Source organism: Aeromonas bestiarum, assembly GCF_000819745.1.
GTDB lineage: Bacteria > Pseudomonadota > Gammaproteobacteria > Enterobacterales > Aeromonadaceae > Aeromonas > Aeromonas bestiarum.
The window spans coordinates 33,794-53,125 of sequence record NZ_CDDA01000003.1; the positions used below are offsets into that span (position 1 = coordinate 33,794).

The 19,332-nt window shown below is 60.6% G+C and carries 14 protein-coding genes and 2 tRNA genes; 9 read left to right on the forward strand and 7 right to left on the reverse strand.

All coding sequences use genetic code 11. The features are described from left to right. Positions 1 to 42: 42 nt before the first annotated feature. Together BN1118_RS00475 and BN1118_RS00480 are read right to left on the reverse strand one after the other, a co-directional pair. Complete coding sequence (locus tag BN1118_RS00475) at positions 43 to 891, reverse strand: tetratricopeptide repeat protein (protein WP_043554062.1); 849 nt, start codon at positions 889 to 891, stop codon at positions 43 to 45. Next, positions 888 to 1,610: a 4'-phosphopantetheinyl transferase family protein gene (locus BN1118_RS00480; RefSeq protein ID WP_043554063.1), complete on the reverse strand. Its 723-nt coding sequence runs from the start codon at positions 1,608 to 1,610 to the stop codon at positions 888 to 890. Before BN1118_RS00480 ends, BN1118_RS00475 begins: the two co-directional genes overlap by 4 nt. A gap of 275 nt (positions 1,611 to 1,885) precedes the next feature. Between BN1118_RS00480 and BN1118_RS00485 the strand changes: the two genes are divergently transcribed. The 3 genes from BN1118_RS00485 (at position 1,886) to BN1118_RS00495 (ending at position 4,468) form a co-directional block, all read left to right on the forward strand. Then, positions 1,886 to 2,374, forward strand: a complete 489-nt coding sequence (locus tag BN1118_RS00485; protein ID WP_043554066.1) for a C40 family peptidase — start codon at positions 1,886 to 1,888, stop codon at positions 2,372 to 2,374. A 150-nt stretch (positions 2,375 to 2,524) separates the two neighbouring features. Next, entirely contained in the window at positions 2,525 to 3,481 is a 957-nt protein-coding gene (gene rlmF, locus BN1118_RS00490; protein ID WP_043554067.1) for a 23S rRNA (adenine(1618)-N(6))-methyltransferase RlmF, read from the forward strand. A 267-nt stretch (positions 3,482 to 3,748) separates the two neighbouring features. Further along, the gene (locus tag BN1118_RS00495) at positions 3,749 to 4,468 is read left to right on the forward strand and encodes a MaoC family dehydratase (protein ID WP_043554068.1); all 720 of its coding nucleotides are present in this window, start codon (positions 3,749 to 3,751) and stop codon (positions 4,466 to 4,468) included. Positions 4,469 to 4,606: 138 nt separating this feature from the next. On the opposite strand, the gene BN1118_RS00500 is transcribed toward BN1118_RS00495, so the two are convergent. Both BN1118_RS00500 and BN1118_RS00505 read right to left on the reverse strand, forming a co-directional pair. Continuing rightward, positions 4,607 to 5,605, reverse strand: coding sequence for a DUF481 domain-containing protein (locus BN1118_RS00500; protein WP_043554069.1), 999 nt, complete (start codon positions 5,603 to 5,605; stop codon positions 4,607 to 4,609). Between the two features lie 30 nt (positions 5,606 to 5,635). After that, complete coding sequence (locus tag BN1118_RS00505) at positions 5,636 to 6,553, reverse strand: L,D-transpeptidase family protein (RefSeq protein WP_043554070.1); 918 nt, start codon at positions 6,551 to 6,553, stop codon at positions 5,636 to 5,638. A gap of 425 nt (positions 6,554 to 6,978) precedes the next feature. Here BN1118_RS00505 and BN1118_RS00510 point away from each other — a divergent pair. Further along, positions 6,979 to 7,068: transfer RNA gene (locus tag BN1118_RS00510), tRNA-Ser, on the forward strand. Between the two features lie 284 nt (positions 7,069 to 7,352). Here BN1118_RS00510 and BN1118_RS00515 read toward each other — a convergent pair. Next, entirely contained in the window at positions 7,353 to 8,264 is a 912-nt protein-coding gene (locus BN1118_RS00515; protein ID WP_043554073.1) for a LysR family transcriptional regulator, read from the reverse strand. A 162-nt stretch (positions 8,265 to 8,426) separates the two neighbouring features. On the opposite strand from BN1118_RS00515, the gene fdhD reads away from it, so the two are divergent. Beyond that, positions 8,427 to 9,233 (forward strand): formate dehydrogenase accessory sulfurtransferase FdhD, encoded by an 807-nt coding sequence (gene fdhD / locus BN1118_RS00520; RefSeq protein WP_209428849.1) that lies wholly within the window; start codon positions 8,427 to 8,429, stop codon positions 9,231 to 9,233. After that, positions 9,220 to 11,508, forward strand: a complete 2,289-nt coding sequence (locus tag BN1118_RS00525) for an FdhF/YdeP family oxidoreductase (RefSeq protein WP_043554078.1) — start codon at positions 9,220 to 9,222, stop codon at positions 11,506 to 11,508. Before fdhD ends, BN1118_RS00525 begins: the two co-directional genes overlap by 14 nt. Before the next feature lie 184 nt (positions 11,509 to 11,692). Here BN1118_RS00525 and BN1118_RS00530 read toward each other — a convergent pair. Together BN1118_RS00530 and BN1118_RS00535 are read right to left on the reverse strand one after the other, a co-directional pair. Beyond that, positions 11,693 to 11,768, reverse strand: a tRNA-Thr gene (locus BN1118_RS00530). Positions 11,769 to 11,853: 85 nt separating this feature from the next. Then, positions 11,854 to 12,594, reverse strand: a complete 741-nt coding sequence (locus tag BN1118_RS00535; RefSeq protein ID WP_043554079.1) for a phosphatase — start codon at positions 12,592 to 12,594, stop codon at positions 11,854 to 11,856. 474 nt (positions 12,595 to 13,068) lie between these two features. Between BN1118_RS00535 and psrA the strand changes: the two genes are divergently transcribed. The 3 genes from psrA (at position 13,069) to BN1118_RS00550 (ending at position 19,332) form a co-directional block, all read left to right on the forward strand. After that, on the forward strand, positions 13,069 to 13,722 hold the full coding sequence (gene psrA / locus BN1118_RS00540; RefSeq protein WP_043134650.1) for a TetR family transcriptional repressor PsrA: 654 nt from the start codon (positions 13,069 to 13,071) through the stop codon (positions 13,720 to 13,722). 48 nt (positions 13,723 to 13,770) lie between these two features. Next, positions 13,771 to 16,095: an acyl-CoA dehydrogenase gene (locus tag BN1118_RS00545; RefSeq protein ID WP_043554080.1), complete on the forward strand. Its 2,325-nt coding sequence runs from the start codon at positions 13,771 to 13,773 to the stop codon at positions 16,093 to 16,095. A gap of 174 nt (positions 16,096 to 16,269) precedes the next feature. Further along, a complete protein-coding gene (locus BN1118_RS00550) occupies positions 16,270 to 19,332 on the forward strand; it encodes an efflux RND transporter permease subunit (RefSeq protein ID WP_043554083.1) in 3,063 nt (1,020 codons plus the stop codon).

A 19,332-nucleotide genomic window follows, 5' to 3' on the forward strand; every position in this document is an offset into this window, starting at 1 on the left:
GCCGATCCCTCGGCATCACCCCGTCGTTCATTCCCGCATCGATCAGTAGAGCAGGCTGTAGAGCTTGCGACGGTAGCTCTGTGCCGCCGGGTTGCTTCCCATTGTGGTCAGGATGTCTAGATAGGTCTTCTTGGCATCGCCAAAAGCCAGGTCGCGCTTGAGGATGGTGAACAGCAAGGTCAGCGCCTCTTCCTGTCGACCCGCCTGGTTGTATTGCACCGCCAGCTCCTGGGTCAGGGTGAAATTGTCAGGATCCTGCTCGTGACGCGCCTCCAGCGCCCGCAGTTCCGGGCTGTCTGCGGCCTGCAGTGCCAGCGCCAGCCGGGAGCTCAGGGTCTGATAATGGTCATCCTGCGCGATCATGGGGATCTTGCCGAGCCGCTCCTGCGCTTCGTCCAGCAGATTGAGATCCAGCGCCGCCTGAATGAGCCACAGGCTGATGTCGTGGCGCTCCGGAGCCAGCTGGTGAGCCTTGGTGAGATGGGCATAGGCCACATCGGCCTGGCCGTCTGCCAGCGCCTGCTGCGCCTGCTCGAACAGCAGTTCCTCCTCCTTGGGAGCGAAGGCGGCAAAATAGTGGCGCAGGGTGGCTTCGTCCTGCGGCCCTTCCAGAATGGCCTGCTCGTCCGGGCGACCCTGATGGAAGAGTACCAGGGCGGGCAGGGCACGCAGGCCGAGCTGGCTGGCCAGCGGTTGCAGCTGCGGATCGTTCATGTCGACCCTGGCCAGGGTCACCTGGGGGTTGGCCGGGCCAACCAGTGACTCCACCAGCGGGGTCATGTCCTGACACTCTGGCATCTGGGGGGCGTGGAAATAGATGACGACCGGCTTTTTCATGGACGCATCGATCAGTGCGGTTTGGAAATTCTGGGGATTGATGTCGACGATCATGAGGCTGACTCTTGGAAAATGGTGTGAGTTAACATGGGGTTGATGGGGGAGGATTTCAAGTTGTCATCCAGCAGCCAGCCGTTGACGGCCAGGGTCGGGGCGGCGAGGCTGAGCCAGCCGCTGCCAAGGGGCCAATCCTGCACCCGGTAATCGTGCTCATCGAGCCGGTTGTCGAGCCGCCACGCCTGCTGCGGCACAAAGCATACCTTGTCGAGCCCGGCGGCAATGCCGGCACCGTGGGCTTTCAACACCGCCTCCTTGCGTGACCAGAGCCGATAGAAGGCGCTTTCCTGCTCTTCTGCGGGCAGGGCGGCGAGCCACTCGTACTCGCTGGTTGCATAGAAGCGTCTCGCCAGCGGCAGTGTCTGGCGGCGACGCTGGCCCAGCTCTATATCCACCCCAAGCGGCCCCTTGGCACAGAGTGCGATCACCAGCCAGTCGCCGCTGTGGCTGAGGTTGAACTGCCAGCGCTGGTCGCTCAGCTCGGGTTTGCCGTGGGGATTGGTGCAAAACAGCAGCTCGCTGGCCTGGCATTGCAGGCGATCGGCCAGCAGGCGCCTGAGCAGCACACGGCTGATCAGGAACTCCTGGCGGCGTCCCGGATGGTGGATCTCCTGCCACTGTTGCCGCTCTGTCGGGGAGAGTGCGTCCGGCAGCAGAGCCAACTGGTCGGCGCTGACATTTGCCGGTTTTAACAAATAGAGATCCACGGAGATCATAATTTTTCACTTTAAAAGAGGGATGAAACAGCGATAAAAGTCAGTTTGATCGAGCAAGGACGGTCGCTTTCGAGATTGTATATTGTTTGGGCATGATCACATTAATCATGAAAAATACTGCATTTCCTTGCAAAAATGTGATGTCGATAGGGATTTTCGCTTGCCTCGATAGAATTCTTGGATATAGTCGGGTGCTGTTGCCTTATAAATTGCCCTTCTGGGCCGTATTTTAACAAGTTTTACTATTTTGCGGGGATAAAGGATTGCGCCACCTGATGCTACTGCTGGTCGCGCTCGGAATGGTGGGTTGTGCCTCGGCACCCCAGCCCGAGGTCGCGAGCAAGATTGAAGTTTCCATGATGGAACCCATTATTGAACCGGAAGCTTCGCAAACACCCGATGTGAATGAAATCCTGACAGTATATAAAGAGTGGCGTGGCGTTCCGTACCGCATGGGAGGCAGCAGCCAGCGAGGCATAGATTGTTCCGCCTTTGCCCGTGAAGTGTTCCGCAATGCCGTCGGTGTCGAGTTACCCCGTGACACCCGCTCCCAAGTCCATGAAGGCACCCGCGTTTCCAAGCAAGATCTGGTCGAGGGTGACCTGGTGTTCTTCAAGATCAATCGTCGTCTCAATCATGTCGGTATCTATGTAGGCAATGGTGAATTCATTCACGCCTCGACCCGTGCCGGTGTGACGCGCTCCAAGCTGGATAGCTCCTATTGGCGCAGCAAGTTCTGGCAAGCACGCCGGATCGACATCTGAGTCAGGCTGGACAAACGGCTCGCAGTACGGACTGTTTTTCCAACCTCACTTGAACCGGGCTCCTGAAGCCCGGTTTTTTGTGCCCGCAATTTAGACTTTCCGGGGCCAAATCACTATAGTGTGGGCCCGTTTTCCCTCGGCAGGCCCAGCATGAAGACCCACTCCGACCGCAAATCCGGATTGCATCCACGCAATCGCCATCAGGCTCCCTATGATTTCGATGCGCTCTGCCAGCGCACCCCCGAGCTGCGGCCCTTGGTATTCGTCAACGAGCACGGTACCCAGACCCTGGATTTTGCCGATCCTGCCGCCGTCAAGGCGCTGAACAAGGCCTTGCTGGCACTGCACTACGGCATTGCGCACTGGGATCTGCCGGCGGGTTATCTCTGCCCGCCTATCCCGGGACGGGTGGACTACCTGCACAGGGTGGCGGATCTGCTGGCCGAGAGTGCGGGACGCGTACCGACTGGCAAGGGGGTACGAGTGCTGGACATAGGCGTGGGGGCTAACTGCATCTACCCGCTGCTGGGCGCGCGCGAATATGGCTGGCGCTTCGTCGGATCCGATATCGATCCTGTCTCGGTCAAGGCGGCAAACCTGCTGGCCAAGAGCAACGGGCTGGGCGGACAGGTCGAGTGCCGCCATCAGGGCAATGCCAAACACATCTTTTGCGGCATCATAAGCCCGCAGGAACGCTTCGCCCTGACCCTGTGCAACCCCCCGTTCCATGGCTCGCTCGAAGAGGCGAGCAAGGGCAGCGAGCGCAAGCTGCGCAATCTCGGCAAAGCCGTGAAGGGGACACCCCTGCTCAATTTCGGCGGCCAGAAGGCCGAGCTCTGGTGTGACGGGGGGGAGGCCGCATTTCTCGCCGCCATGATCGTCCAGAGCAAGGAGTTCGCCAGCCAGTGCCTCTGGTTCAGTTCGCTGGTCTCAAAAAAAGAGAACCTGCCGGCCGCGAAGAAGGCGTTGACCCAGGTCGGGGCCCGTCAGGTGCGGGTGATCGACATGGCCCAGGGCAACAAGACAAGCCGGATCCTGGCCTGGTGTTTTCTGGATGAGGCCGCCTGTGGGCAGTGGTGGCAACCGGCGCAGCGTGACGACGCCTGACGGGCCAGGCAGGGTATAGACAGAGGCACTCGGATGGCATTCCCCCCGTTTCGGTCCCTGTCTGTGCTGCATCCGTGGCCACCTGACGCTGGCCACGGCAATCGTTTTTCCCCTTGTGCCATCAGGCTTGCAGCCGACAGGTTAGTGACCACTTCTGCCCGTGGTACAGCTGTACGCTGAGATTTTTTTGCACTTGCAGTTGAAACTTTCATAAAATAGGACTGGTTAGACCTCTTTACAGGCTTTGAATCGAATAGGGATCGGTAGATGAAAGTTGTCGATTTTCTGAAGCGCAAGCGCGAAATTCTGGCGCAGCACCCCTTTGAGCTCAAGGATTGGCTCTCTCCGGCGATCCGCGACTACTGGCGTGAGTTTCAGCAAAAGGCACACCTCCACCCTCTGCTGGGTCGTGTGCTGGACCTGCAAGCTGACAGCCAGTCCGTGCAGCGGCAAGCGGGCTCGGCGCAGGTTGCCAACGGCCAGCCTCTGCAGGCTGATGAGCCGGCGGTTGAGCTCAATGGTGAGGCTGCGGCCCTGTTTGCCACTCTGCAGCCCAGCATAGGCGCCGAGACCCACGTGGGTGAATGGCTGCTGGTGAGCCAGCAGATGATCAATGAGTTTGCCGCCGTGACCGGTGACAATCAGTGGATCCACACCAACCCTGAGCGTGCCGCTGCCGAGTCGCCGTTCAAGACCACCATAGCCCATGGTTTTCTGACCCTGGCGCTGCTGCCACGGCTGACGGGCAGCATCAACGAGGCGACGCCCGAGTTTCCGAACGCCCGCATGGTGGTGAACTTCGGGCTGGACCAGGTGCGTTTCCCGTATCCTATCAAGGTGGACAGCAACATTCGCGCGCGCACCAAGCTGCTGCGGGTGACCCCCATCAAGGGCGGTCTTGAGCTGCTCAAGGAGATCAAGGTCGAGATCGAAGGCATTCGTCGTCCCGGCTGCGTCATTGAATCAGTCACCCGGATCTACTTCTGATGTCGTGACGGCCGTCACCCTGTGGCATAAATCGCATTGAAACAAAACAGGCTCACCTCGGTGAGCCTGTTTTGTTTATGGCGTTATGGTGCTTGTTTGTGGCTCAGTCATTCGCCCGTGAATGGCTTGCCCTGCTGACTAGAAGCTGGCCCCCAGGCTTATCAGATGACGCCACTCTTTGTCTGATAAGGGTGTCTGAACGCCTTGATAGTCCAATCTGGAGTCTTCCCAATCGAGCTCGCTCGACCAGGAGAGGCGCAGGTGATCGTTGAAGTAGTAGCGCATCCCCAGGCTACCTTTTACGGCCTGCTCCCGGGTGATGTAGGGTGAGGGCTGGTCCAGATAGCGCTTGTAGGTGCCCTTGCTGAACAGCTCCAGTTGCTCTGACCAGAGCGCAACGGGTTGGCGGTAGTCCCAACCAAGGCCCATCATGGGATAGTTGATGATCCTGTCGTTGAAAATATCGGGGATGATGAAGTCGTCCCAATAACCCGGCCGGAAGTAGGAACGCTCCAGTCCGGCCTGGCTGATCAGCTCCAGCCGTCGCCGCTTGTCGTTCCAGAACCGGTAACCAGGTCCGGTCACATAGCCCATATCCATGTATTCGGGGTCCAGCATCTGGTATTCAAAGTCGACGGCTGAGCGCAGAAACCAGCGCTGGTCGAAGAAGAAGTCCAGCATGGGCTTGAGCCGATACTCATGGCTGTTGGTGACGTTGTTGGCCGTCTCGTAGATGTACTCCCCATCCAGCGTATAGCGCCAGTCGAGGTTGGCCACTTCGGTAGAGGCCTTCAGATTGACGTTGTTGGTCTGCTTGTCGTTGTGTTTCAGCTTCACGTTCAGGTCGCTGCTGCCGGTCCACAGCCAGGCTTTCTTGTCATCCGGCGTGAGGGCGAGCAGGGTAATGCCGGTCTTCACCGTCGGTCTTGGCTTGTCCTGCTTCTCGATACGCCAGCGTTTGACCGCCTTGCGCTTGACCGTCACCGGCGAGCTGTAGGGCAGCGCTATGCGTACCTGTTCATCCGTGATCTCCTCTATGGTGCCGGTCAGCCGGTCACCGTTGTCCATCCAGAGGATGTCGGCCAGCGCCATCGGGCTGAGCAACAGGGAGAGCAAGCACCAGAAGCGGTATCTCATGGAAAGTCCTTCATGCACACAGGGTTGCCGTTAGCCGCTGACGGGGCGTGGAATGCCGTTCTTATTGTTCAGCACGGCAGCCACCTTGTCACCGTCGATCTCGGACGCTGCGATAAAGGCCTCTACCTCGGGTGAGAGGATCAGGGGGGCGCCCTGCTCCAGTTCCAGTTCGGTGCGAGAGAGGGGGGAGTGGACCTCCAGCCAGTGGCGGCCATCGGGCTCGCTGGCGGTCTTGACCGGCTGGTTGATCACCCGTACCTGAGTGCCGAGGGGAACTATGTTGAACAGGGCCTCGATATCATCGGGGCGCAGGCGAATACAGCCCGCGCTGACCCGCAGGCCGACGCCAAACTCCTTGTTGGTGCCGTGAATGAGGTAGTCCTGCTTGCCGTAACCCAGGCGCATGGCGAACTTGCCGAGGGGATTGTCCGGGCCTGGCGGCACCACCGCGGGCAGGGTGATCCCCTTCTGCTCCAGCCAGGATTTGCGCACCATGGGGCCGGGTACCCAGGTCGGGTTGGGATTCTTGGCGATCACGGTCGTGGTCATCTCAGGGGTTTCCCGCCCTATGTCGCCAATGCCGATGGGCAAGACGATCACCTCATTTTTTCCCTTGGGGAAGTAGTAGAGACGCAGTTCGGGCAGGTTGATGACAATGCCTTCTCTTGGCACATCCGGCAGCAGCATCTGGGTCGGCAGGGTCAAGCTGGTGCCAGGTTTGGGTAAATAGGGGTCAACCCCGGGATTTGCCTCGAGCAGTGCCAAAAAACCAATCTGGGTGTGCTTGCCGATCAGTTCAAGGTGTTCGTCCGGCTGGACTATGTAGTCCTCCAGCTCGCCAATCAAACGGCTGCCTGCCGGTGGCAAGGGATAGGTCGTGGCCCAGGTTGGCGCGCTCCAGAGGCTGGCTGTCATCAGCAGCAGTGAGACGATTCGTGCATTGAACATGGTACTTCCTGTCAAATGGCGTGAGGGCCGGTCACTGCCCGCCCTGAAAAAAGAGGTGAAATTGTTAACCAATCCACTCCTGATTACCAGCCCGCCCCACAAGGGCTACAGAGGAGTCTCGTTTAGAAAAAAGCCCCTTTTGACGACTTCCCACACCTTTTTAGTACAGTGCCGGATAACCTTGGATGAACACTGCCCATGATGGGATATACCGCAACCCGAGCAGGCCTGTTGCAGGGGGGTATCACAGTCGCCAGGCTGCCTATGGGACTGGATCTTGGGCCTGCGCCAAAGAGTCGTCGACGTGCCATGTGCAGGCCCACGGTAAAAACTGTGTTCCCTGCCTGTTTTATAGGCAGTCGTTTGATCTTTAAAGAGATTCAGGTTGATTTACCTGACCGGGTTCGGTAAGAATGAAGCCCTGTGGAGAGATGCCGGAGTGGCCGAACGGGATTGACTCGAAATCAATTGTGGTAGCAATACCACCCAGGGTTCGAATCCCTGTCTCTCCGCCATATTCCTTGTCTGGCTCATGTCGACAAGCTGCAGAAGACCCGCAACGCGCCCGCCTTGCGGGTTTTTTGTTGCCTGAAATCAATGGTTATGGCACGCAGGCCCACCGCAGCGCGCCTTCATGGAGTGGATCCCCAGACACAGGCGGCATCTTGCTCAAGCTGCAGGGGGCAGGCCAGGCCCGTTTGTGGCAGGCCCGCCATCGTTGGCAACGAGAGCATGGACGAGCCCCTGTTACAAATAGCTACCTTGGCGAGTGTGGGGATAGCGCCAGCCCCGGAGCGGGTCAATCTGCACTGTTGGTACTGGTTGCTGCTTCTGTTACCAGTGCAAGGAAGGCGCGTATGGCGGGGGTGATGCTGTGCTGGCGAGTAAGAAAGACGGTGCTGCCGGCCTCGAGCGGCTCAAGGGGCTGGCAGACCAGATCCGAGAGCTGGCTGGCTGAGCGGGCGAGGCCCGCGCTGACGATGGCCCAGCCCAGCCGATGGCGCACCGCACTCACCAGGTGGAACAGGGAGTCTGTCTCCAGCACCACCTTGAGCGGGATCCCCGCTCGCTCGGCGGCAAGATCCAGGTATCTGCGAAACTGCATGGAGCGGCTTGGCAGTACCAGGGGTCTGTGTTGCAGGCTGGCCAGGGTCATGGGCTCGGAGGAGGGGAGGGGCTCTGCCGCGCCGCGGTTCATCAACACTGCCATCCGGTTGTGACCCTGAGGGTAAACGTGAAAGGCGCGCCTGCCAGGTTCGCCCGGGGGCTCGTCAAACCCCAGACCTATGTCGCACTGGTGCAGCGCCAGCTGTGACAGCAGGGCCTCATTGCTCAGCACCGACAGACGGATGACGATATCGGGGTAGCGCTGCTTGCACCTGGCGATGAGCGGCATTATGTCGACATTGGATTGGGGCACTATGCCGATGCGCAAGGTGCCAGACAACTCGCCGTGAAACAGCGCCAGCTCCTGCTTGAGCGCCTCCTGTTCCAGCAGCATCCGCTCGGCGTACTGGCGCACCAGCTCGCCCGCTTCGGTGAGAGCGACGAACTGGCTGGTGCGCACCACCAGATCCGTGCCCAGGTTTTTCTCCAGCGCCGTGATGCTGGCCGACAGGGTCGGCTGGGTGATGTGGCAGGCTTTGGCGGCCTTGGCAAAATGCCGATGCTTGGCCAGTTCGTGAAAATAGTGCAGTTGCTTGATGTTCATCGCGATCTTGCGAGGCGTCTGGCGGGGTGATAGTTAAAATTAATCAATTGAAAATTCATCGTCAATAGAGGGATTCTATTGGGAGATAGATTTAATTCATTGGTTTTGCACTGCCGGGCTCTCTAAACTTGAATGCAGTTTGCATTTTTAGGCCAACCCTTCATGCCTGCGCCCTGCTTAGTCGGCACCCCTGCCAATCCACCTGCCTCGCCTTCGCTCGATCATCTGGTGGAGGAGGTGGCGGTCTCCATCAATATCAATGGCATCAACCATGCGGTGATGATGGCGACCCCGGACGATCTCGACGATTTTGCCATCGGATTTCTGTTCTGCGAGTCGATCATCGGGCACAACCACGATGTGCACGATATTCGGGTATCCCCCGCTGAACATGGCTTTGTGCTGGATGTTACCATCGCCAACCGCTGTCTGGCGCGGCTACAGCTGCGTCGGCGCAGGCTGACCGGTGCGACCGGTTGCGGCATCTGCGGGGTGGAGGCGGTCGAGCAGGCATTTCCCGCTCTTCGGCCATTGTCGATGACTCTGCCCCTTGATGTTACGCTGTTGGCCGAACTGCGGCCGCAAATCGCCCAGTGGCAGCTCAAGGGGCAACACTCCGGCGCCCTGCATGCGGCGCTGGCGCTGGATGAGCAGGGGCAGATCCTCCACTGCCGCGAAGATATAGGGCGTCACAATGCCCTCGACAAGCTGATCGGCCTCTTGCTGCGCCAGAAACTCCCCTGCGACACCCTGGTGGTGACCAGCCGCTGCGGCAGTGAGCTGGTGCAAAAAGCGGCGCTGTTCGGCGCTCGTCACCTCGTCTGCCTGGCGTCACCCAGCCAGTTGGCGGTCAGGTTGGCCCTCAAATACAACCTCAACGTCATCCATATTCCCAAGTTTGATGCCCCGGTCAGCTACTCCAGCTATCGCCCGGCGGATCCCATCGGAGAGTGCCATGAGCCATATTGAAAAGCCTGCCAAAGCAGGCGGTTTTTCGTCCCTGCAGTCCACCATGAAGCAGGTGTTGCGCAGCCAGAAGACCCGCCAGAACATCAAGAATCTGCTGCGGGTCAACCAGACCGATGGCTTCGACTGCCCGGGCTGCGCCTGGGGTGACAACGATCACGGCGCCTTCCAGTTCTGCGAAAACGGCGCCAAGGCGGTGGCCTGGGAGTCGACCGGCAAGACGGTGGGAGCCGCGTTTTTTGCGGCACACTCGGTGCGCCAGCTGGCCACCCAGAGCGATTACTGGCTGGAGTATCAGGGGCGGCTGACCGAGCCGCTGCGCTACAATCCGGCGACCGATCACTATGAGCCGATAAGCTGGGACGACGCCTTTGCGTTTATCGCCGATACCCTCAGGGGGCTCGACAGCCCGGACGAGGTGGAGTTCTATACCTCGGGCCGCGCCAGCAACGAGGCCTCCTACCTCTATCAGCTGTTTGGCCGCCTGTTTGGCACCAACAACTTCCCGGACTGCTCCAACATGTGCCACGAGGCGAGCGGGGTGGCGCTGACTCAGTCGGTCGGCATCGGCAAGGGCACTGTGGTGCTGGATGATTTTGACCGTGCCGAGGCCGTGTTCGTCTATGGCCAGAATCCGGGTACCAACCATCCGCGCATGATGAATGCCCTGCGCCAGGCGGCGCGAAATGGCTGCAAGATTGTCAGCTTCAACAACCTCAAAGAGGTGGCTCTCGAGCGCTTTGCCAGTCCGCAAAGTCCGCTCGAGCTGCTGACCCCGGCAGCCACCACCATCAGCCATCAATATCTGACGCCAAAGCTGGGCGGCGACATGGCCGCCATCCGCGGCATGGCCAAATACATGCTGGAAGAGGCGCCAGAGGTGGTGGATCGCGACTTCATCGCCCGCCACACCCGCCATTTTGACGAGTATGAGGCGCAGGTGCGCGCCACCGGCTGGGCCGAGATCGAGCTGCAATCCGGGCTGATCCGAGACGACATAGTGCAGGCGGCCCGCGTGTTTGCCGCCAGCCGCAGCGTCATCAGCTGCTGGGCCATGGGGCTGACCCAGCATCTGCACTCGGTCGACACCATCCGCGAAATCGTCAACCTGCACCTGATGCGTGGCCAGATGGGCAAGCCGGGGGCTGGGCTCTGTCCGGTACGAGGCCACAGCAACGTGCAGGGCAACCGCACCATGGGGATCAACGAAAAGCCCACAGCCGCCTTTATCGACCGGCTCGAGCGTCACCTGCGGGTGAGCCTGCCGCGGGCTCGTGGCCACAATGTCTATGAGGCGCTCAAGGCGCTGCACGAAGGCAAGAGCAAGGTGCTCATCTGCCTGGGCGGCAATCTGGCCGCAGCGGCCCCCGATACTGATTTCACCTACGGGGCCATGAAGAAGGCGCTGCTCAATGTGCAGATCAGCACCAAGCTCAACCGCAGCCATCTGCAGGTGGGCAAGGCGGCGTTGATCCTGCCCTGCCTCGGCCGCACCGAGCTCGATATCCAGCGCACCGGCAACCAGAAGATCACGGTGGAGGACACCTTCAGCATGGTGCACGCCTCGACCGGTGCAGCCGAGCCAGTGTCGCCGCTCTGCTTGTCAGAGACCGACATAGTGGCGCGGATGGCCCATACCACTGTGGGTAGCAAAATTGTCGACTGGCTCGCCCTGCGCGATGACTATGGACGCATTCGCGATCTCATCGAGCAGACCATCGCCGGTTTTACCGATTTCAATGCGCGCATCCAGCAGCCGTGCGGCTTTCATCTGGACAACTCCGCGGCGCAACTGACGTGGAATACCGCCAGCGGCAGCGCCGAGTTTCGTGCCAGCTCCCTGCCGCACTCTGTGTTGCCAGAGTGTACCCGCCATGCCGAACAGATGAGCGATCAGCCGGTCTTGCTGCTGCAGAGCTTGCGCTCCCACGATCAGTACAACACCACCATCTACGGCATGGACGATCGCTATCGCGGCATCAAGGGCCAGCGCAACGTGGTGTTTATGAACGGGGAAGATGCCCGCCGTCTGGGCTTTGCCGAAGGGGACAGGGTCGATATGGCGGCCATCTGCAGCGACGGGCGCGAGCGGATTGTGACCGGATTCAACGTGGTGATCTACGAGATCCCGCAGGGCAATATCGCGGCCTACTATCCCGAAACCAACCCGCTGGTGCCCATCGACAGCATAGGGGAGGGTTCGTTTACCCCCACCTCCAAGTCCATCCCGGTGCTGGTGACCGCTACCCGTCAGCAGGACAATCTGTTGCTGATATAGACAAGGCCCTGGTTTGACATACCAGCTGCTCGGTCAGGCAACCCTGTTCGCGTTGCTGGCCATAGAGGAAAATGAAGGGGCTCGTACGGCGGGGCATGTCCATACCGACCAGTACGATGCAAGCCTGAGAGTCGTACAAACAACAACGCCGCATAAGATATGCGGCGTTGTTGTTTGCGAGATCTGGTGCCGGTAAGAGGAGTCGAACCCCCGACCTTCGCATTACGAATGCGCTGCTCTACCAACTGAGCTATACCGGCGTGGCACTAGATTCCCGAAAACAGTGGGGCAAGTCAATGAGCTGACATCAATTTTATGAGTGAGCTCATGGAGTTACGGGCAATGTTAGAGGTTGGCAAACTCCGGAATATGGGCGCGGCCGCGGCTTTCGAGAAAATCGAGCAGGGCGCGGGGAGATCGCGCCAGGATCCGCTCTTCTGGGAAGCCGGCCTCGGTTACCAGCCGGTGGCAGTGCTCGAAATCCCCCAGGCTGAAGGCCACGTGGGAGTCGGAGCCGAAAGTGAGATAGGCACCCAGATCGCGCGCCGCTTCGACGATGGCGCGGCAGTTGCTCTCGCTACCCGGACGGGAATGGCTGAAGGAGGAGTTGTTGAGCTCCAGCGCCACTCGGTATTCGGCGGCGGCCTTGACCACGGCCTGGATGTCGATGGGGAAGGCTGGGTTGCCCGGGTGGCTTATCATGTCGACCCGACCGCTCCTGATGGCGTTGATCATGGCCTGGGTATGGGTTGCCTGATCGCAGGGGGGAAATACAGGTTCGTGGAAGCCCGCCATTATCATGTCGAGCCGAGACTCATAGCGCTCGGGGAAGTCGATTTCACCGTCGATATTTTTGATGTTGGCTTCGATGCCACGCAGTATGCCGACCCCGTCGACCACCCGTGGCAGCACATGCAGATTGACGAAGTGCCAGAAGTGGGGGGCATCGGCCATGTCGGGGCCGTGATCCGTGGTGGCAAACAGCTTGATCCCCTTCGCCCTGGCGATGGGCAGATAGTCGTGAATGGTGCTGTAAGCGTGGGTGCTGGCGACGGTATGGGTGTGGGTATCGACCGTATACTTCATCTTCTCTCCCCTTCTGGCGTGAGGCGCCAGCATAGCAAAGGCGGCGGGTCGAGACCATGTTGTGGCTTGTCATACTTTGTCACAAATTGCGGGGGCGTTGACAAAGTTTGAACACGCTTGGCCGCCATGATGGATGAATCGATGAAAGCCTGAACTCGCATCGATGGGTTGGATCAGGATGGTGCAACCTCTTTTCCCCGCCGTCGCTCCCTGCGACGGTTTTTTTTGCTTTTTTGCCCGCGCATCGTCACCAACACCAACAGGGCAAAAAAATGCCCAACTAGCATGGAGCAGGTTGGGCGAGACTTAATGTTTAATTGCAGTGGCATAGATATAGAGTGTTGTTTGTCAGCTAAGTTCCCGCCTTGTTCTCCATTTTTTAGCAAAAACATTCCACTAACACCTGTTCACATTCTCTTGACATAAAAGGTTGTGAAACGTACTTTTTAAACATTCGTTTAAGTGAGGTGTCCTGTGAGTAAAATCGATACCAAAAACCGTATTCTCGATGCCGCCGAGGTGTTGTTTGCCGAACGGGGGTTCGCCGATACCTCTTTGCGTCTGATCACCAGCGAGGCCGACGTCAACCTGGCGTCGGTCAACTACCACTTCGGTTCCAAGAAGGAGCTGATCCAGGCGGTGCTCGATCGCTACCTGAGCCTGTTCATGCCCGAGCTGGATGCGCGCCTGAATACCCTGATGGAGCAGGAGCAGCTGACTCTGCTGCAAGTGTTCGAGAGCTTCGTCGATCCCCTGATGAAGCTGGTGGCGGTGCGCACCAATGGTCCCGCCATCTTCATGCAGCTGCTGGGGCGTGGCTACATCGACAGCCAGGGCCACCTGCGCCGCTTCATCACGGCTCACTATGGCCCCATTTTGCTGCGGATCACCCAGGCGATCTCCAAGGCCAATCCGTCTCTGTCACCGGCGGATCTGTTCTGGCGGCTGCACTTCACCCTGGGCACTGTCGTGTTCACCATGGCCTCCGCCGATGCGCTACGCGACATCGCCCTGGCCGACTTTGGCCAGCAGCTCGATGTGGAAGGGCTGGTGCGCAACGTAATTCCTTATCTGGCGTCCGGTGTCGGGGCGCCCGTGGAGTCGACCAGGCTCTCCCTGGCCGTGTAACAACCAACAATAAATCAACGGAAACAGTGAAATAGAAGGAACTTGAGTATGATCACATTGCTTATCCTGCTGGTGCTGGCGATAGCCGTTGTGCTCGGCGTGCCCTCCATCCGCAAAAAGGTGGTAACCCGTCCCGTGTTCGGCATCTTCAAGAAGATACTGCCGCCCCTGTCGGCCACCGAACGGGAGGCCATGGAAGCCGGCTCCGTCTGGTGGGATGGCGAGTTGTTTCGCGGCAACCCCGACTGGAAAAAACTGCACGGTTACGGCAAGGCCGAGCTGACCGCCGAGGAGCAGGCCTTCATCGACAATCAGGTCGAGACCCTGCTCGCCATGGTCGACGACTTCAAGATCGTCAATGAAACCAAAGACCTGCCGGAGCCGGTGTGGGACTATCTGAAGAAGGAAGGCTTCTTCGCCCTGATCATCCCGAAATCCTACGGGGGCCGCGAGTTCTCGGCGATTGCCAACTCCACCATAGTCACCCGCATCGCCACCAAGAGCCTGAGCGTGGCGGTCACCGTCATGGTGCCGAACTCACTTGGCCCGGGCGAGCTGCTGATGCACTACGGCACCCAGGCCCAGAAGGATTTCTGGCTGCCGGGGCTGGCCAATGGCAAGGAAGTGCCCTGTTTTGCCCTGACCGGCCCGGAAGCGGGCTCGGACGCGGGCGCCATCCCGGACAAGGGGATCGTCTGCAAGGGGATGCACAAGGGTGAAGAGGTGCTTGGCATCCGCCTGAACTGGAACAAGCGTTACATCACCCTGGCCCCCCGTGCCACAGTGCTGGGTCTGGCGTTCAAGATGTATGACCCGGAAAAACTGCTGGGTGACAAGGAAGAGCTGGGCATCACCTGCGCCCTGATCCCGACCAGCCACCCCGGCGTGCGCGTGGGTGATCGCCACTACCCCATGGGGCTGGCGTTCCTGAACGGTCCGACCTTCGGCAAGGATGTGTTCATTCCGCTGGACTGGATCATAGGTGGCCCGGATTACGCCGGCCGCGGCTGGCGCATGCTGGTGGAGTGCCTCTCCGCCGGTCGCGGCATCTCGCTGCCTGCGCTCGGTACCGCCTGTGGTCACATGACGAGCCGCACCGTGAGTGCCTACTCCTATGTGCGCAAGCAGTTCGGCATGTCCATCGGCAAGTTCGAAGGGGTGCAAGAGGCGCTGGCCCGCATCGGCGGCCTGACCTATCAGCTGGAAGGGGCCCGTCGCATGACGGCCGGTTCGCTGGACTTGGGGCAGGCACCGGCTATCGTCACCGCGATCTCCAAGTACCACATGACCGAAATGGCGCGCCAGGTCATGGATGACTCCATGGACATCCATGCCGGCCGAGCCATCCAGCTGGGTCCGAAGAACTACACGGGTTACGCCTACATGGGCATTCCGGTGGCCATCACGGTGGAAGGGGCCAACATACTGACCCGCAACCTGATGATCTTCGGGCAGGGCGCCACTCGCTGCCATCCCTATGTGTTTGCCGAGCTGGAAGCTGCCGCCGACACGGACGTGGAGCGCGGCCTCGAGAAGTTTGACGCCCTGCTGCTGAAGCACATCGCCTTCGGTACCGGCAACTTCTTCGGTTCCCTGTTCCAGGGGCTGACCCTGGGCCAGTTCAACGGCTCCCCGGTGAGCGGCGAGACCGCCCGTTACTACAAGCAGCTGTCACGGATGAGCAAGGGGCTGGCACTCTGTGCCGACGTCTCCATGCTGATGCTGGGTGGCGATCTCAAGCGCAAGGAGATGATCTCCGCTCGTCTGGGTGACGTGCTGAGCCACCTCTACCTCGCGTCCTCCACCCTCAAGCACTACGAGGATCAGGGCCGCATGGTCTCCGATCTGCCGTTCGTGCAGTATGCGGTGGAGCGCAACCTCTACCTGATCGGCAAGGCGTTCGAGGGCTTCTTCCAGAACTTCCCGAACAAGGTGGCGGGTGCCGTGCTCAAGCGGGTGGTGTTCCCGTTCGGTGTGGGTTACCAGATGCCGGCGGACGATCGCTGCCACGCCATCTGTCTGGCCATGATGACGCCGGGCGAGTTCCGCGACCGTCTGACGGCGCTCTGCTACGTGGGCAAGGATGATGCGGATCCGGTCGGTCTGATGGATCGCGCCTTCCTGGCCATGGTGGCGGTACAGCCTTACGAGAAGAAGCTGGTGCAGGCCCAGAAAGAGGGCAAGTTGCCCCGCAAGATGGCCCTGCCCGAGCTGGTCGCGGCTGCCCTGTCCCAGTCCATCCTGAGCAAGGACGAGGCCGACAAGCTGCTGGCCGCCGATGCCCTGCGCTATGAGGCGATCCAGGTGGACAACTTCGCCCCTGGCGAGTTGGAAGGTCTGTCTCAGCCGAACCCTGTGGTGCATGCCGCCTGAGTCTATTGCCATCACTGAACCTGATGAGAAACCGGCCGAGTTGGCCGGTTTTTTTGTTTGTTAACCACGCATTTACAACCTCGATTAATTCCAGTTTAATGCAATGGCCCCCACCCTTGGGGCAGGAAGCAAGGCCAGCGGAATGGCCGACAACAACAAACTCAGGAAGAGTGAATGAACCTCGCCAAAACGGCGATCGAACGCCCCATCTGGGTGGCGGTTTCGATCGTGCTGATTTTTCTGCTGGGCCTGCTCAGCATCCGGGGGCTGCCGATCCAGCTGTTCCCCGACATAGACCGCCCGCACCTCAACATCTCGGTGGACTGGCGCTCGGCCTCGCCTCAGGAGATGGAGTCGGAAATCACAGACCCCATCGAGCAGGAGATGCAGGGGGTGCAGGGGCTCAAGAACCTCACCAGCAACAGCTTCCCCGGCTTCACCGAGATAGATCTGGAGTTTGCCCTCGGCACCGACATGCAGCGGGCCCAGCTCGACGTCATCTCCCGTCTGAACCGGGTCTCCGGCCTGCCGGACAAGATTGGCGGCCCCTACGTCAACAACTACAGCAGCAACGACACCCTCACCTTCTTCTTCATCCAGCAACTGCCCGGCGCCAAGGGGCAGATCGACGATCATCAGGCGCTGATCGAGGCGCGGGTCAAGCCGGATCTGGAGCGGATCCCCGGGGTGTCGACGGTCGACATAGAGGGGATCAACGAGCGCCAGATCCAGATCCGCTTCGACCCTTACCGCGCCGCCGAGCTGGGGGTGGAGATCCCCGTGCTCGCCAGCCGGGCCAGCACAGGCTGGGACGTCTCCGCCGGCACCCTCGACATAGGTCGCTGGGAGTACAAGCTGCGCTTCGCCGGTCGCTACGATGTGGAGACGCTGGGGGACAAGGTGGTGGACTGGCGCGACGGACTGCCCATCTACCTGCGGGATGTGGCCGAGGTCAGGCTGGCCCGGGAGGAGAACCCTGTGCTGCGCATCCAGAACGGCAACACAGCCATCGCGGCGCAGATCTTCAAGGAGAGCGGTGCCAACGCCCTGGCGGCGCTGGAGGCGATCAAGCTCAAGGTGGGCGAGCTAAACCGTGAGGTGCTGGAGCCGGTCGGGCTGCACATGGAGCAGTCGTTCGACGCCTCCCTCTACATCAATCGGGCGGTGGGCATGGTGACCGCCAATCTGGGGCTCGGCGTGCTGCTCTCCTGCGCCATCCTCTGGGTCTTCCTGCGCCAGCTCAAGGCGACCCTGATGATAGCGCTCGCCATTCCCATCAGCATCATGCTCACCTTCTGCCTGCTCAAGGTGATGGGCAGAACCCTCAATGTCATCTCGCTGGCGGGGGTCGCCTTTGCGGTCGGCATGGTGCTCGATGCCGCCATAGTGGTGCTGGAGAGTATCTACCGGCGCCATGAGCGCGGGGATCTGAGCAAGGCGGAGGCAGCGCTGGAGGGGACCCGACAGGTGTGGACCGCGCTGGTGGCCTCCACCCTGACCACGGTCGCCATCTTCCTGCCTGTGTTGCTGCTCAACGACGTGGAGGGGCAGCTGTTTGCCGATCTCGCGCTCACCATCGCCTGCGCCGTGACCGTCTCCATGCTGGTGGCGGTGACCGTGCTGCCGGCGGTGGCGGCGCGCTGGATGGGGCGCGAGCGACTGGTCGATCCCTATGACTCGCTGTGGCGGCGTACCACCCGCCATGTGATCCGCGGGACCAGTACGGCCCCCCGCCGCTGGACCGTCATCACCCTGATGATGAGCCTGCCTGCGCTGGCCACCTGGGCTCTGTTGCCCAAGATGGACTACCTGCCGGATGTGAAACGCGATGCGGTGGACGTGTGGATGAACTTCACCCCGGGCTTCAACCTCAAGGCCCAGCGTGAGGAGGTGATCGACACCCTGATCGCCCGCCTCGCCCCCTACATGAAGGGGGAGAAGGAGCCGGCCCTCAAGAACTACTACATATTGCGTTACCCGGGCGGCGCCCAGATCGGGGTGCGACCCAAGGATGAAACCCAAATCAAGGCGCTGGAAAGCCTGTTGATGAAGCAGCTGCTGGTGGGCATCCCCGATACCCAGATATTCGGCGGCCAGGGTTCGCTGTTCGGCGGCTTTGACAGCGAGAACGGCATAGCCCTGCTGTTGCAGGGCGGCTCTTTGCCTGAGCTCTACCAGGCGGCACGGGCCGCCATGGCCATCGTCAAGCAAGACTTGCCGGGGGCTCAGGTCAGGCCGCAGCCGGATCTCGACTTCACCGCCCCCGAGCTGCGACTGGTGCCGCAAGACAGGCGCCTCGCCGAGGTGGGCTGGGATCGTACCCCCATGCCTGCCATCATCCAGACCTTCGGCGACGGGCTGCGGGTCGGCGAGTATTTCGATGGGGAGGACAGGCTCGACATCATGCTGATGGGGCAGGCCTCCGCCAACCCGGATGAGCTAAAGGCGGTGCCGCTGGCGACCCCGTCCGGTCGCATAGTGCCGCTCGGTGAACTGCTGCGGGTGGAGCACGACATGGGCCCGGCCAGCATCTTTCGGGCCGACGGCAGGCGCAGCATCAGCCTGCAGATCTCGCCGCCAGAGGGGATGAGCATGGAGCAGGTGCTCGATACCCTGCAGAGCAAGAGCTTTGCCGCCATCCGGCCGCTGCTGCCCGCCGGCGGCGAGCTGAGAGTCTCGGGCAATGCCGACAGCCTGCAGCAGGCGCTGGACAATCTGGGGGCCATCTTCCTGTTTGCCGTGATGATCCTGCTGATCTTGCTGTGGGGCGTGTTTGCCTCCCTCAAGGATGCCGTGCTGGTGCTGCTGACCCTGCCGCTCGCCACCGTCGGCGGTGTGCTGGCGCTGCACCTGAGCGGCCTGCTGGTGCCGTTGCCGATGGATCTCTTGACCATCATAGGTTTCGTCATCCTGCTGGGGCTGGTGGTCAACAACGCCATCCTGCTGGTGCACCAGACCCGCATGGCCGAAAGGGACGGCATGAGTCGCCAGCTGGCGGTGGCCGATGCCCTGCAAAGCCGGATGCGGCCCATCGCCATGACCAGTCTCACCAGCATCTTCGGCATGTTGCCGCTGATGCTGAGCCCGAGCGAGGGCAGCGAAATCTACCGGGGGCTGGCCACCGTCATCGTCGGCGGCATGAGTTGCAGCACCCTGTTTACCCTGATCCTGTTACCCGCCTTCCTGCGCCTGGGGGAGCGTGCCGATGTGCCGCTTGCCCTGCGCCAGCGGGCCTGA

Coding starts and splice junctions, on each gene's coding strand:
- BN1118_RS00475 (WP_043554062.1), bottom strand. CDS start 891: ATGATCGTCGACATCAATCCCCAGAATTTCCAAACCGCACTGATCGAT.
- BN1118_RS00480 (WP_043554063.1), bottom strand. CDS start 1,610: ATGATCTCCGTGGATCTCTATTTGTTAAAACCGGCAAATGTCAGCGCC.
- BN1118_RS00485 (WP_043554066.1), top strand. CDS start 1,886: ATGCTACTGCTGGTCGCGCTCGGAATGGTGGGTTGTGCCTCGGCACCC.
- rlmF (WP_043554067.1), top strand. CDS start 2,525: ATGAAGACCCACTCCGACCGCAAATCCGGATTGCATCCACGCAATCGC.
- BN1118_RS00495 (WP_043554068.1), top strand. CDS start 3,749: ATGAAAGTTGTCGATTTTCTGAAGCGCAAGCGCGAAATTCTGGCGCAG.
- BN1118_RS00500 (WP_043554069.1), bottom strand. CDS start 5,605: ATGAGATACCGCTTCTGGTGCTTGCTCTCCCTGTTGCTCAGCCCGATG.
- BN1118_RS00505 (WP_043554070.1), bottom strand. CDS start 6,553: ATGTTCAATGCACGAATCGTCTCACTGCTGCTGATGACAGCCAGCCTC.
- BN1118_RS00515 (WP_043554073.1), bottom strand. CDS start 8,264: ATGAACATCAAGCAACTGCACTATTTTCACGAACTGGCCAAGCATCGG.
- fdhD (WP_209428849.1), top strand. CDS start 8,427: ATGCCTGCGCCCTGCTTAGTCGGCACCCCTGCCAATCCACCTGCCTCG.
- BN1118_RS00525 (WP_043554078.1), top strand. CDS start 9,220: ATGAGCCATATTGAAAAGCCTGCCAAAGCAGGCGGTTTTTCGTCCCTG.
- BN1118_RS00535 (WP_043554079.1), bottom strand. CDS start 12,594: ATGAAGTATACGGTCGATACCCACACCCATACCGTCGCCAGCACCCAC.
- BN1118_RS00545 (WP_043554080.1), top strand. CDS start 13,771: ATGATCACATTGCTTATCCTGCTGGTGCTGGCGATAGCCGTTGTGCTC.
- BN1118_RS00550 (WP_043554083.1), top strand. CDS start 16,270: ATGAACCTCGCCAAAACGGCGATCGAACGCCCCATCTGGGTGGCGGTT.